The sequence below is a fragment of the Ruoffia sp. FAM 26255 genome (assembly GCF_045528525.1).
GTDB classification, from domain to species: domain Bacteria; phylum Bacillota; class Bacilli; order Lactobacillales; family Aerococcaceae; genus Ruoffia; species Ruoffia tabacinasalis.
This window is the reverse complement of the sequence record NZ_JBGQQX010000052.1, coordinates 1-13,756: the sequence shown is the minus strand read 5'-3', so window position 1 is coordinate 13,756 and position 13,756 is coordinate 1. Positions and strand designations below refer to the sequence as shown.

General features: G+C 37.9%; 14 protein-coding genes and 3 pseudogenes. 7 read left to right on the top strand and 10 right to left on the bottom strand.

Features of this window, described 5'->3' with window-relative positions; translation table 11 throughout:
* Nucleotides 1–475 precede the first annotated feature (475 nt).
* On the bottom strand, nucleotides 476–1,027 hold the full coding sequence (locus tag ACEN31_RS09320; RefSeq protein ID WP_407109261.1) for a DUF924 family protein: 552 nt from the start codon (nucleotides 1,025–1,027) through the stop codon (nucleotides 476–478).
* A 112-nt stretch (nucleotides 1,028–1,139) separates the two neighbouring features.
* Between ACEN31_RS09320 and ACEN31_RS09315 the strand changes: the two genes are divergently transcribed.
* The 3 genes from ACEN31_RS09315 (at nucleotide 1,140) to proS (ending at nucleotide 3,953) form a co-directional block, all read left to right on the top strand.
* Complete coding sequence (locus tag ACEN31_RS09315; protein ID WP_407094122.1) at nucleotides 1,140–1,619, top strand: LURP-one-related/scramblase family protein; 480 nt, start codon at nucleotides 1,140–1,142, stop codon at nucleotides 1,617–1,619.
* A gap of 17 nt (nucleotides 1,620–1,636) precedes the next feature.
* Nucleotides 1,637–2,248 carry a signal peptidase I gene (gene lepB / locus ACEN31_RS09310; RefSeq protein WP_407109260.1) on the top strand — a complete coding sequence of 204 codons (612 nt, stop codon included), beginning with the start codon at nucleotides 1,637–1,639 and terminating at the stop codon, nucleotides 2,246–2,248.
* 265 nt (nucleotides 2,249–2,513) lie between these two features.
* Nucleotides 2,514–3,953: a proline--tRNA ligase gene (gene proS / locus ACEN31_RS09305; protein WP_407109259.1), complete on the top strand. Its 1,440-nt coding sequence runs from the start codon at nucleotides 2,514–2,516 to the stop codon at nucleotides 3,951–3,953.
* A gap of 112 nt (nucleotides 3,954–4,065) precedes the next feature.
* Here proS and ACEN31_RS09300 read toward each other — a convergent pair whose 3' ends face one another.
* The 6 genes and pseudogenes from ACEN31_RS09300 to ACEN31_RS09275 form a co-directional block, all read right to left on the bottom strand.
* A complete protein-coding gene (locus ACEN31_RS09300) occupies nucleotides 4,066–4,551 on the bottom strand; it encodes a uroporphyrinogen decarboxylase family protein (RefSeq protein ID WP_407109258.1) in 486 nt (161 codons plus the stop codon).
* Nucleotides 4,527–4,679: a hypothetical protein gene (locus tag ACEN31_RS09295; RefSeq protein WP_407090363.1), complete on the bottom strand. Its 153-nt coding sequence runs from the start codon at nucleotides 4,677–4,679 to the stop codon at nucleotides 4,527–4,529. Before ACEN31_RS09295 ends, ACEN31_RS09300 begins: the two co-directional genes overlap by 25 nt.
* Before the next feature lie 54 nt (nucleotides 4,680–4,733).
* Nucleotides 4,734–4,901, bottom strand: a complete 168-nt coding sequence (locus ACEN31_RS09290) for a hypothetical protein (protein WP_407090365.1) — start codon at nucleotides 4,899–4,901, stop codon at nucleotides 4,734–4,736.
* Between the two features lie 21 nt (nucleotides 4,902–4,922).
* A complete protein-coding gene (locus ACEN31_RS09285; protein ID WP_407090366.1) occupies nucleotides 4,923–5,066 on the bottom strand; it encodes a hypothetical protein in 144 nt (47 codons plus the stop codon).
* Between the two features lie 2 nt (nucleotides 5,067–5,068).
* A pseudogene (locus ACEN31_RS09280) lies at nucleotides 5,069–5,662 on the bottom strand (amino acid ABC transporter permease); the annotation flags it as partial.
* Between the two features lie 134 nt (nucleotides 5,663–5,796).
* The gene (locus tag ACEN31_RS09275) at nucleotides 5,797–6,105 is read right to left on the bottom strand and encodes an ABC transporter permease subunit (protein WP_338487402.1); all 309 of its coding nucleotides are present in this window, start codon (nucleotides 6,103–6,105) and stop codon (nucleotides 5,797–5,799) included.
* 283 nt (nucleotides 6,106–6,388) lie between these two features.
* Here ACEN31_RS09275 and ACEN31_RS09270 point away from each other — a divergent pair, with 283 nt between their 5' ends.
* The 4 genes and pseudogenes from ACEN31_RS09270 (at nucleotide 6,389) to ACEN31_RS09255 (ending at nucleotide 11,906) form a co-directional block, all read left to right on the top strand.
* Entirely contained in the window at nucleotides 6,389–7,306 is a 918-nt protein-coding gene (locus ACEN31_RS09270) for an ATP-dependent 6-phosphofructokinase (protein WP_407090367.1), read from the top strand.
* Nucleotides 7,307–7,329: 23 nt separating this feature from the next.
* Nucleotides 7,330–9,333 carry a transketolase gene (gene tkt / locus ACEN31_RS09265; RefSeq protein ID WP_407109257.1) on the top strand — a complete coding sequence of 668 codons (2,004 nt, stop codon included), beginning with the start codon at nucleotides 7,330–7,332 and terminating at the stop codon, nucleotides 9,331–9,333.
* A gap of 110 nt (nucleotides 9,334–9,443) precedes the next feature.
* A complete protein-coding gene (locus tag ACEN31_RS09260) occupies nucleotides 9,444–10,391 on the top strand; it encodes a sugar-binding transcriptional regulator (RefSeq protein ID WP_407090370.1) in 948 nt (315 codons plus the stop codon).
* A 555-nt stretch (nucleotides 10,392–10,946) separates the two neighbouring features.
* A pseudogene (locus ACEN31_RS09255) lies at nucleotides 10,947–11,906 on the top strand (IS30 family transposase).
* Between the two features lie 84 nt (nucleotides 11,907–11,990).
* On the opposite strand, the gene ACEN31_RS09250 reads toward ACEN31_RS09255, so the two are convergent.
* The 3 genes and pseudogenes from ACEN31_RS09250 to ACEN31_RS09240 form a co-directional block, all read right to left on the bottom strand.
* On the bottom strand, nucleotides 11,991–12,548 hold the full coding sequence (locus ACEN31_RS09250; protein WP_407090371.1) for a sugar O-acetyltransferase: 558 nt from the start codon (nucleotides 12,546–12,548) through the stop codon (nucleotides 11,991–11,993).
* 40 nt (nucleotides 12,549–12,588) lie between these two features.
* Nucleotides 12,589–13,470, bottom strand: coding sequence for an AraC family transcriptional regulator (locus ACEN31_RS09245; protein WP_407090372.1), 882 nt, complete (start codon nucleotides 13,468–13,470; stop codon nucleotides 12,589–12,591).
* A gap of 179 nt (nucleotides 13,471–13,649) precedes the next feature.
* Nucleotides 13,650–13,756, bottom strand: a pseudogene (locus tag ACEN31_RS09240) (IS30 family transposase); the annotation flags it as partial.

The window sequence follows — 13,756 nt, the reverse complement described above, 5'->3', positions numbered from 1 at the left end:
TGTGAATTAACCATATCAGAAAGGGGTTCTTTTTGCATCACCTAACGGGTGATGAAGCAATTTACTACAAGTACTATAATCACAACATTAATTGACATTTTTAGAAAAACTATGAATTATTCAGGACTTGGGAAAAACTTTAAGAAAGTGGGGAAAACAAATAAAACTTACTATGAAATAGAGATTTAAAGGGGAAATGTTTAGGAAAGTGAGTTGATTCGCCAGCTCAGATCAGTGAGCTAGCGAATCATGTGCAACTGCGCCAGCTCAAAATCGTGAGCTAGCGAATCATGTGCAACTACGCCAGCTCAGAATCGTGAGCTAGCGAATCAAGCACAACTACGCCAGCTCAAATCTCTGAGCTAGCGAATCAAGTGCAACTACGCCAGCTCAAACCCCTGAGCTGGCGAATACACCCAAAACCCAATTCAAAACAGAAAAAAGTCCGCAACACATTCGCTGCGGACTTTTTATATTAGAAACTGCTATTAGGCTCAGTCAGAAACTCTGCTTCTTCCGGAGTTGTCTCGCGGCCTAGAACATCATTCCGATGAGGGTAGCGACCGAAACGGTCAATGATATCTTTATGTAAGTTTTCATAGTGTAGTGCATTCTCGTCACCAATTTCAGTAAAGATGCGTAAAGCTGTCTCGTGAATTTCAGTAGATTCAGAATGCATGAAAGGCATCATCGCGAAGTATTTTTCATGAATTGAGAATTCTTCATCAAACTCAGGTAGTTGATATAATTCCTGAGCTAAGACGAGTGCCATCGTATCCTGGGTGAAACACTTCTCGTCGCCTCGGCATAAGTTACGCGAGAATTGGTCGAGAACAATGATTTCTGCGAGGCGGCCGTAAGGATTGTCACGCCACTCCCATAATAAGCCAGCACATGCGGCTTCCCAAGTTTTTCCAAAACGCTGTCTAATTTCGGAATCGAAATCATCATTTTTCTCAAATAACAAGTCCGCATTTTCAGGGGCAAACCAAAAGTCTAATACATCTTGATAACGAGCTAGTTTCACAAATAATTCCCTCCGCTTTTATTAGTATACATTTTATAGTAAAAACATTTTCTTAAATACAATTGAACATTAAATATAATAAGATTATAATAAGGCTCAAGGGGTGATATCAATGCAATTATACATGAAACAAAAAATGTTATCATTTAAACAGGATTTTAATATTGTCGATAGCAATCAGAAGCCGGTTTATAAAGTGGATGGAGAATTTTTTTCACTTGGTAGAAAACTGCACATCATTAACATGGAGACCAATGAAGAGGTCGCTTTAGTTAAACAGAAAGTATTATCACTCATGCCACAAGTGGACGTCTTTGTCCGAGGTCAAGAAGTCGCAAGTATTCGCAAACGCATCACGTTCTTCAAACCAAAATTTGATATTGAACAAATTGGCTGGACGATAAAAGGCGATTACTTTGCGCACGATTATATTATTTATGATCGAGAAGGAGATTTAATTGCTCAAATAAAGAAAAAATACTTTGCTATGAGCGATACATTTGAATTTAATATCGATGCTGAAGAAGTTGACCCAGTTATGGTGATTGCGGTTGTGTTAGCTATCGATACTGTAATGGATAGTAAAGATTAAGTAGATTGAGGTAAAAGATGACTTTTAAAGGTATTATCAGAGAAATAATCAGTACGCTTATCTGGGTTGCAGTGATATTTCTAGGAATTAAAGTATTTTATGCGTATGTTATGGAACCGTTCATCGTGGACGGAAGATCCATGGAATACACATTACATGACGGCGAGAAAATGTTTATGATGAAATTAAACGATATTGAGCGCTTTGATGTGGTCGTATTCCCAGCACCTGGGGGACCGATTACTTCAGACGAACCGCAAAGTTTATATATTAAACGCGTGATTGGTATACCTGGGGATACAGTTGCTTATCAGGATGACCAGTTAATATTGAACGGTGTGCAAATGAATGAACCATATTTAGACGACATGCGCGCAGATGTCTTGGGAAACTTTACGAGTGATTTCCAATTAGAAGAAATTACTGGATCAGCGACCGTACCGGAAGGGCAAGTCTTCGTAATGGGAGACAACCGTCGCAATTCACTTGACGGACGGGCATTTGGCTTCATCGACGCCGAAGATATTATCGGAGAGGCAGATTATATTCATTGGCCACTTTCTAGCATGCGAGCGCTTGATCAATATGAAATGAATGAAAATCAAGACACAATTGTCCAAAGAGATTGAACTTTATACAACAAATAGCTATAATATAAGCATTGTTAGAATAGTAAACGAATTGATGGTAATAAGAGAAAGTCACCTAGGCTGAAAGTGACGTGCCCACTCAATCGTTGAACCTACTAAACAGTTTATGGACTCGCCTCCTTATCGGCCCTAAGCTGGTTGGCAACATGCTGACAACTGAGGTGGTACCGCGGAGATCAACTGTTCTTCGTCCTTATTTGGACGGGAACAGTTTTTTTGTACAAAATTATAACAGGAGGTTACTATGGTAACGAGAAAAGAAGATTTTTCAAAATGGTATATCCAAACAATTCAAAAAGCTGACTTAATGGACTATTCACCCGTACGTGGTTGTATGATTTTCAAACCCAACGGTTTCGAAATTTGGGAGCATATCCAAGGAGCTTTAAACTACCGATTCAAACAAGAAGGTATCCGTAATGCATACTTCCCAATGTTAATTCCCGAGAGCTTCTTCAATAAGGAAAAAGATCATATTGAAGGATTCTCACCAGAATTACCATGGGTTACTGAAGCTGCGGGTGAGCCATTAGAAGAGCGCTTAGCGCTACGTCCAACATCAGAAACGATGTTTGGTGATGCGTATTCTAAATGGATTAACTCATACCGTGATTTACCAATGGAAATGAACCAATGGGCAAATGTATTCCGCTGGGAAAAACGTACAATGCCATTCCTTCGTACGTCAGAATTCTTATGGCAAGAAGGGCATACGGCTCACGCCAATGCTGAAGAGGCTAAAAGACGTACACAACGTATGTTAGATATTTATGCAGAAGTGATTGAAGGCGTATTAGCTATCCCAGTATTTAAAGGTGAAAAAACACCTTCAGAACGCTTTGCTGGTGCAGAACGAACTTACTCTGTTGAAGCAATGATGCAAGATACAAAAGCTGTTCAAGCAGGAACAAGTCACTACATGGGAACTAAATTCGCTGAAGCTTTTGATATCAAATACTTAAACAGCGACAATGAACACGTTCACGCTTTCACGACATCATGGGGCGTATCAACACGTTTAATCGGAGCAATGATCATGTCTCACGGTGACGACCAAGGACTAGTTATGCCACCAAAAGTTGCACCGCAACAAGTCGTATTCATTCCTGTTGGACCATGGCAAAAGAACCCAGCGATCATGGACAAAATCTATGAACTGAATGAAGAATTAGCAAGCAAGCAAATCCGTACAGTCATTGACGGAAGCGATAACCGTCCAGGTTACAAATTCAATGAATGGGAATTACGCGGTGCACCACTTCGTGTAGAAATTGGACCACGTGACTTAGAAAATAATAAAGTCATCGTTAAAGCGCGTGACTTAGATGAAAAAGTAGATGTTGAATTCGCAAACTTTGCTGAATACATTGAAAATGCCTTAGATGAAATGCAAAATCGCCTATTAGAATCAGCACGCGAACGCAATTCACAACACATCTATACGGACATCAACACATTAGAAGAACTTGAAAACCATATTGAAGCGAAAAAAGCTGCAAACGAAAACCCAGGTTGGATCTTAGCAGGATGGGACGGAACGGAAGAATCAGAAGCGAAGATTAAAGAACGCACTGGTTTCACAACACGTAACATTCCAGTTGATGGTACAGTTAACAAAAAAGCTGAATGTATCGTCACAGGTAAACCAGCGAAAGAAACTGTTTGGTTAGCCAGAGCATACTAATTTAAAGAAAATTAAACCGAGACTGTGTAAAAACAGCCTCGGTTTTTTGTTGAGATCTCGTGACCTCATAAACAAGAAAAACCGTCCTCGAAAGGACGGTTTAATTATTGACTTACTTATTTAATAACGCTTCAGTTTCGATTTTTACTTTCTGTAAATAACGAATTGTATCTTCTTCAAAAGGATGTCTTATTCCACACCCAGGTGTAAGAATTAAGTGCTTTCCACCAGACTCTGTAATTGAACGGTAAATTTGATGACGAAGAGGGTTGCGATTATTATGTGTAATATCCATACGTGCAATGCCGCCCATGACACATTTGTTAGTATAATCAATACCTTCTTTTAACTCCGGTAAACTTTCCCACACATGCCAGTTGAACACTTGAACGGGATAATCTTTAACCAGGTCGAACATAATATCATCACCATGTGCATGAATTGCGTTAAACCAACCATCACGAGCGCCTTCCAACACTTGTAAGTCATAAGGCACACCATATTCAGCGTATATTTTTTCACTCGCTTTGTCATAAGAACTCATTTGTGATGCGAAGTAAACACCGGCTGCGCCTAACTCAATGGCTTTATGTGCCAACGAGCTGTTGATTCAGAAATTTTATCGAGTGCTTGGTGAATGTAACCATGTTCATCCTGTTTAAGGTGGTTAATCAGTTGCCCTTTAGCTAATTTAGCTGCTGTTGTTAAGGGACTAAAAACCGTCATAATCACCGGTGCTTCACCGTCCACTAAATTCAGTAAGTGTTCAAGGTGGTCAAGTTATCTTTGTAGGACTGACGCGGTTTCAAACTCTAACAATGGTAAGTTTGACCAGTCTTCATAGGCATTAATCGGTGTTTTAATCACTTTAGCCACCCCACCTTTAGCCACTTCAGAAAAATCGATCTCCGTATTATAATCTTCTACGGCGTACATACCATTATTCATCGTTTTAATAAAATCTAAATCTTACTGTTTAAATAGATCATACGTCGCTTGGGCGACTTCTTTGGGTGAGCGATCAATCTCTGGTATATGTGTCCAGAAGGAAAAGGGGATTGAACCCTGCTTTTCACCACTAATCGCTAACTTTATACGGTCAAATTTATTCACTATTACACTCCTTGTCTACGTGTTTCACCAAATTGTAATTTCAATTCAACACGGTTAAATATCATTTGTAAAACGCCACAGATTAACCAGTAAACTAAAGCTGCCGCAATATAAGATTCTAAATAACGATAACTTAATGCCGCAGCGTAACGGGCTTGAGCCAAAATATCTACTATACCAACGGTAAAGGCAAGTGACAGACCTTTAATATTTTTCAAAAAGGCATTGAGAAACAAAGGAATCGCCACACTTAATACTTGTGGAATAATAATGCGATGTAAGTCCTGACGACGTGTCATCCCGATCGATTGACCAGCCTCAATTTGACGGGGATCAATGGACTGAACTGCCCCTCGGATATTCTCCGATTCAATCGCAGCTTCAAGTAATGAGAAGATCGTAATAACAATAATTAAACTCGGAAAATCATGTGGTTGCACTGTGACCCCAAAGATTGCCAGTAAGGAACTACTCGCTTGAGGTAAACTGTACATCATCACGAATAAATGAACGATTAACGGCACCCCGCGCATATAAGAGACAAATAGACGAACGAGTGGTGTAATAACCGGTACAGGCTTCATCTTTAATTGAGCGAAGACAGCCCCTAATTAAATCCCAAAGACTAACACCACAGCAGCAATTCCAAAAGTCCGTGGTACAGCCCGCATGACAACCCAAATAGTATCAATCATAACTTGTGTATCAAAATCCAATGTGCTCGACCTCCTTATCTTTGATAGTAGCGACTATAACCCTTCTCGAGGAAATTCAATCCGAATACGAGAAGTGAAGACAGCGCCCAATAAATTAACGCTATCGCAATATATACTTCAAGTTGATAAACACCGTAGGTGTTCGCGATTATAATATCTGCTTGTCCCATTATATCGACTAAACCGATTAAGAACAGTAACGACGTATCTTTTAACAAATCAATTAACGCATTTCCTAAACTGGGTAACGCAATCGGTAATACTTGTGGGAAAATAATGCGACGATGTTTTTGCCAACTTGTCATACCTTCAACTACTAACATTGCCTACCTCCTAACTCGGGCATAACCCAAGAATATCAATATTCAGTTATATGTTATTTGAAGGGAATTGTATACTGAATAGACCTAAATACTGGTATTAGGTAGAGGCGAATGGTCTAAGTTTTAGCATCCGACACACCTGGTAGCAAATGCTTTACTTTTATGTGAAAGCGTTGTACAATAGTGTTGAATCTGTGATATTATTGTTTCTAATGAAACCTTTGATTGGTCAGAATCTTATGTTTTGTTTTACTATATGGTTTAAAGAATTTAGGAGAATCAGATGAAGCGTATTGGTGTACTAACTAGCGGGGGCGATGCTCCAGGAATGAATGCAGCCATTAACGGGATCGTTGATGAAGCGCGCAAACATAACATCGAAGTTCGTGGTTATCTAGAGGGATATACTGGTTTAATCGCGAATGATTATATTGAATTGACACCTGAAGTTGTAAAACCACATCATCATGTGGGCGGAACTTTCTTAGGTACGTCAAGGTCGGAAGAATTCAAAAAAGCCGAGGTTCAAGCTGGAGTTGCTAAGCAATTAAAGCAAGATAATGTAGATGGACTAGTTGTCATTGGTGGAGATGGGTCATATCATGGTGCTTATAGTTTATCGAAACTAGGTATACAAACCATTGGGATTCCTGGAACGATTGATAATGATATTCCACTTACAGAATTAACTTTAGGCTTTAAAACTGCCATTCGAAATGTTGTTGAAACAGTTGATATTATCATCCAATCTGCGTCAAGCCATAAACATCTTTATTGTATTGAGGTGATGGGCCGTAGAGCGGGAGATATTGCAAGATGGACCGGTCGTGCGCTAGACGCAGATGGTATAATTGCTGAACCAGGAGATTTTGATGTGAATCTAGTAAAAGAAACCATCGAAAAATCCCAAGCTATGAATAAGCGATATCAGTTATTCATTCTTGCAGAAGGTGTCATGTCAGCTCAAGAGTTTAAAGAAGTTGTCGAACGTGAGACAAGATATCCAATTCATCCATTATTACTTGGTCATATCCAACGAGGTGGAAATCCAGTTGCCGAAGATCGGATTTTAGGTTTAGATTTTGGAGAACACGCTGTTGCTTTGTTAAGAGAAGGAAAGACGGAGCGTTGCACAGCGGTTATAGATAATAAAGTAACAGATGTAAGTTTTGAAGAAACATTCGCATTAATAGAAAAATAAAAATAATTCTTTGGAGGAATATAATGTTTAACGAAAAAGATTTAGTAGCGGTCAATACATTACGTGCTTTAAGTGTGGAACAAGTTGAGAAGGCAAATTCTGGTCACCCTGGTTTACCAATGGGTGCGGCTCCAATGGCCTATGCTTTATGGGCAGGTCATTTAAATGTGAACCCAGAGTTATCTGATTGGCCAAACCGAGACCGTTTCGTATTATCTGCAGGTCATGGTTCAGCTTTACTTTACAGTTTATTACATATGAGTGGTTTTGATGTAACGATTGACGACTTAAAAGACTTCCGTCAATTAAACGGTCGCACACCAGGGCATCCTGAATACCGTCATACAGATGGCGTTGAAGCAACAACCGGACCTTTAGGACAAGGAATTGCACAAGCTGTAGGGATGGCAATGGCGGAGCAACATACTGCAGCTGTCTACAATACAGATGAGCATCAAGTTATTGATCACTACACTTATACATTAGTTGGTGACGGGGACTTAATGGAAGGAATTAGTTACGAAGCGATTTCTTATGGAGGTCGTCAACAATTAGATAAATTAATCGTATTATACGATTCAAACGATATCTCATTAGATGGTGACTTAGATAAAGCCTTCAACGAAGATATTAAAGGACGTTTTGAATCAGCGAACTGGAACTACTTACGTGTTGAAGATGGAACTAACTTAGACGATATCTCAAACGCGATTCAAAAAGCAAAAGAAAACAAAGGAAAACCAACTTTAATCGAGATTAAAACAGTGATTGGTTACGGTTCTCCTCAACAAGGAACAGCAAATACACATGGTAACCCATTAGGTGCTGACAACTGGACAGCAACACGTGAAGTTTATGGATGGACTCATGAAGCGTTTGATGTGCCAACAGAAGCACAAGAATTATTCGATGAAAAAGTAAAAAATCGTGGTAAAGAAGCTTATAATGCATGGTTAGAAGTATTCAATGCCTATAAAGAAGCTAATCCAGAGAAAGCTAAAGCCTTTGAACAAGGATTCAACGGACATCTTGCAGAAGACTATGCAGCTAACTTAGAATATAAAGGTGCAGATGCTAAAGCCGAAGCCAGTCGTGCTTCAAGTGGTGCTGCTATTCAAGGTCTTGCTGAAAAAGTACCTTTCCTATGGGGTGGATCAGCTGACTTATCAGGATCTAACAAAACAATGATCGATTCAGACACGGATTTCATGCCAGAAAACCGTGCAGGAAGAAACATTTGGTTCGGTGTGCGTGAATTCGCGATGGCAGCCATGATGAACGGGATTGCTTTACACGGTGGAACTAAAGTATACGCTGGAACATTCTTCGTGTTTACAGACTACTTAAAGGCAGCAGTACGTCTATCAGCACTATCTAACTTACCAGTAACTTATGTTATGACACACGACTCTGTAGCAGTAGGGGAAGATGGCCCAACTCATGAGCCAGTCGAACACTTAGCAGCATTCCGTGCAATGCCTAACCTAAACTTAATTCGACCAGCCGATGTGAATGAGACATATGCTGCATGGAAAGTAGCAATTGAATCAGAAGACCGTCCAACAATGTTAGTTCTATCACGTCAAAACTTACCAGTACTAGAAGGATCTAACGAATTAGCTGAAGAAGGCGTTCGTAAAGGTGGATATGTTATCTCGCCAAGTGAAGGTGAAACTCCTGAAGGTATCTTAATTGCTACTGGTTCTGAGGTAAGCTTAGCTATAGAAGCACAAGCGAAATTAAAAGAACAAGGTGTAGATGTATCAGTGGTATCACTTCCAGCACAAAACTTATTCGATGAGCAATCAGCAGAATATAAAGAAAGTGTCTTACCAAAAGCTGTACGTAACCGTATGTCAATCGAAATGGGCGCAACTTTCGGTTGGGAACGTTATATCGGTTTAGATGGTGTAGCATTAGGTATTGACCGCTTTGGGGCATCTGGTAAAGGTGAAGAAGTCATTGAATACTTCGGCTTTACTGCAGAAAATGTTGTAAGTAAATACACTGAAGCGTTTGGAAAATAATTAAACAAGCGTTTAAATAATATGTGTCCATCAAAGTAGACCTTAGCAAAGTTGCCTACTTTGATGGACTTTTGTTATTCACTAATAATGATGGGTAATTGGAGGACTGTATGGAGAAAATGGGTGAAAATGACATTGTAAAGATTGCGACGATGTACTATGAAGAAGGAATGACTCAATCAGAAATCGCCCGCGAAAAAGGCGTATCGAGATCATTCATATCTAAAATGATTGTTGAAGCAAAAAGAGATGGAATCGTTGAAATTGTGATTAATAGCAGTAGTGTCTATACGGCTAGGTTAGAAAGGCAAATAGAGAAAAAATTCAAGCTAAAAAATGCCATTATCATTGATACACTAGATATTAATAAAGCTGAAGTGAAAAAAATGGCAAGCCAACAAGCTGCTTTATACTTGAAGAAAATACTTCCTTCACACCAGACAATCGGTATTTCTTGGGGGAATTCCTTAAGAGGTTTAGTGGATCATTTTCCTTATACGAATCATCAAGGTGCCACAGTCCTGCCTTTGATCGGTGGGTTAAGTGATGATTATTTTGAGATACAATCCAATCAATTGAGTTACGACTTAGCGAGGAAGATGAGAGGTAAGGCGAAATATCTTTATTCTCCTGCATTAGTATCAAATGAGTTAATACGAGAAGAGCTCAGTAGTAACAATGCAATTCAAAGTATCTTGGAAGAAGGAAAAACAGTTGATTTGGCTTTAATTGGGATTTCAAGTTTGGATCAAGAAAGTAACATGCGAAAAATTGGCTTCTTAAGTGAAGAAGATGCGACCGACTTAAAGGGGCATAATGCTGTAGGTGTTATTAATTCACGATTTTTCAATCAAGAAGGAAAAGAAGTAGATAGTGAAATAAATAAAAATGTTATTGGTCTAAATCTTGAAGAATTGAGAAAGATACCTGCTATTATGACTGTGGTATATGGGGATCAGAAAGTTGAAGCAATCCGAGCAGCGCTTGAAAGTGATTTGTTGAATATTATTGTGACGACGGATACGATTGCTGAGGGGTTGTTGGGGGACGGTATTTAACTACACAAAATGGACACTAAAACTGTAGACTCAGTTTTAGTGTTTTTTGTGTAATAAATGAAGAGTTCGATAAGAATAATTCACATATTTTGATTTAGTCTATAAAATATATGAATAAATATGTTTTATTTTTCTGACGTATTGGACTTATAAAGTTAAAGACTTTTATAAAATCCTAAAGATTAAAATTAACTGGATTCATTTGATGAAAGAGTGGATAAAGTTATCGATAGGTAACCTTATCCTTTATTTTCTCTATATACTATAGTTTAAGCGACGAGTGAGTTAAAATTTCATAGGCAAGTTAGGGGAAAGTATCAAAATAACAATAACTATTTGAATTTTTCTTCATATTCATTTATTATCATAGACAAGCGTGAATCACATTTACACAAATCCCAAATATTACTAACTTAGAGAGTAGGGGTAAGTATGTTTGAAGATGGAGTCGTTAAGTATCGCCGATTGTAACATTAAGCGAGACAAATAAAAAAATCATTTATGTTACACTCAAATTGTCATTCCGTCGAAAGAATACAGGGAGAGTGAACATAAATGACCTATACCCATCTTACACCAAATGAACTCGTAATTATAGAGGCATATTTTCATCAAGAAACACCCGTTGCTTTCGTTGCCAAGAAACTCAAGCGTGGTAGACAGGCCATTTACAATGTTTATCATTTTCTTAAACAAGGAAAAACGGCTCTCGAATACCTCGAACAGTATAAGAAAAATAAAAAACGTTGTGGAAGAAAGCCGATTGAAATACCCAAAGCAGAAAAAGAATACATCGAAGACAAGACAACTTAAGGCTGGACCCCGGATGTGATTGTTGGACGAGGTGAGTTTTCAATTTCATGTTCTGTCCGTACCTTATATCGTCGTTTTAAAAATGGTGAGTTTGATCAAAGCAAGTTACCCATGCAAGGGAAACGAAAACCAAACGGTCATCAAGAACGTCGTGGAAAACAAGCATTCAAACGAAATATCACTGAGCGAGAAACGGATTATGCTTCTTTTGAAACAGAGTTCAGTCATCTAGAAGGCGACACGATTGTCGGTGTCAATCATAAAAGTGCCGTCATCACCCTCGTTGAACGCCTTTCAAAAGTCATTATTGCTTTGAAACCTGAAGGTCGTAAAGCAATCGATATTGAAAAAGCAACGAATACTTGGTTTCAATCGATTCCTAAAAATCTCTTTAAATCGATTACTTTCGATTGTGGTAAAGAGTTCTCAAATTGGAAAAATATCAGTAATACGAATGATATAGCTATTTATTTTGCAGACCCAGGAACACCATCACAACGAGGTTTAAACGAACACTCAAATGGTCTCCTTCGAAAAGATGGCCTACCGAAAGAAATGGATTTCAATCAAGTCAATCAGGATTTCATCTCCTCTGTGGCTTCAAAAAGAAATCATATACCTAGAAAATCACTGAACTACCAGACACCATTGGAAGTCTTTTTGAGTTATGTAAATGAAGAGCAGTTGTCTCGCTTAATTTGACAAATAATACATCTAAAACCCCCCTAAATCCGTGTCCGGATTTAGGGGGTCACTACATTGTGAACCAAGTCTTTTTTTGTGATTTCATATTCTTTTTATCACCTTACAAGGCGTACCAAAAGCAAGTACGTTACTTGGGATATCTTTAGTGACGGTGCTGTTAGCACCGACGACACTGTTCTCTCCGATAGTAACACCGGGAAAAATAGTCACATTTGCTCCTATCCACACATTCTTTTCGATGGTGACAGGCTTATTGAATTGTGCACCTTTCAATCGAAGCTCAGGTTCTAGAGGATGAGAAGCGGTAGAGATAGTTACATTGGGACCGATCATGACATGATCTTTAATTTCAACACGAGTATCATCAACAATAGTCAAACTAAAATTGATATAAACATTGTTTCCAATATAAGTATTCTTCCCCCAATTAGCATGAAAAGGGGGCTCTATGTACGAATTTTCTCCCATAGCTCCTAATAAGTCTGTTAATATACTTCGGACTTTTTTTGTTTCACTAGGTAAAGTATGATTGAAATGGAACAGTAAATCTCGATACTTTGCTTGATCATTTAATGTTTCTGAGTTTTCAATATATATTTCACCAGAATGCATTTTATTATAAATATCTTCTGTATTCATAAAAGTTCCTTTCTATTATTTATTTGAAAAACGATTTAAATCATACCTTCAAAAACTCCTCGCGAATAAACAAAGCCTTGTCGATTTCTTCTTCGGTTAAATTCCTGAATTGGGTTGGACTATAACCATAATATTCTTTGAACATTTTAGAGAAACTAAAGGCGTCTCTATAACCGACAGTACTAGCTATTTCTTTAACTTGGGAATTAGATCCTCGCAGTAACTGTGAAGCTTGATTCATTCTGAGTTCTTGAATGATTTGTTTTGGAGACTGGCCATAGTGTTCTTTGCATAATTTAAACACATAATTACGACTAATATTGAATTCTTCCGCAATATCACCTACTGTGAAAGCACTGTGAAAATACTTATAGATATAACTGTAAATTTTTTCTGCTAAACGTGGTTCTGAAAGAGCATTCGTATTTTGATGATTGGTAAGTGGAAATTCTTCATTAAGCGAGTAAAGAAAATGATATAACATACTAAATGTTTTCAAATTGTCTTGTAAATCATTCGGATCACTTTCGGATAAAAAGTATATAAATTGTTTCATTTCTTCAAAAACCGGACTGCTATCCTTGAAAGTTAAGACATCAACATTTGGAATCATTGAATTACTCAAATAAGTATCTAAATGGTCGCCGCCTATACCAATCCAACAGATGGTCCAAGGGTCATCTTTATCTGGATAATAATAAACATGTTGATTCTTTTTCAAAATAAAGCTATCACTTGCGGTTAATTCATAATTTTTATCATTGACAGTATAATGACCTTTTCCTTCCAGAACAATATGAAATACTATATCGTGCTTAACTTTGTAGTTATTAATTTGGTTAGTCTCATACTTTTGTAAGCCGGCTTCTATCAAGGACAGATCTCCATTATCTAGAAAAAGATGTTTCCAATAACTATTCAAAAAATAACCCCCTCTCAATACTACACAGATAGTTTATCATATAGTAAACAAAATGACATGTTTTTGTGACAAATGAATATAGACTATTTTCATGAGGAAATATAAAATAATGATTGAAAGGGCTTACTGAGTTAGATAAGTAGCAAGTTGTTTTATTAAATTTCATTTGTCAAATTAAGCTAGAAATAATCTAACCCTGATACATTCTCAAGAAAGACTTCCAACGGAGTCTTATAGTTTAAAGATTTTCTAGGAATTTTATTCCTTCGGGTTGTAACAGAAGAAA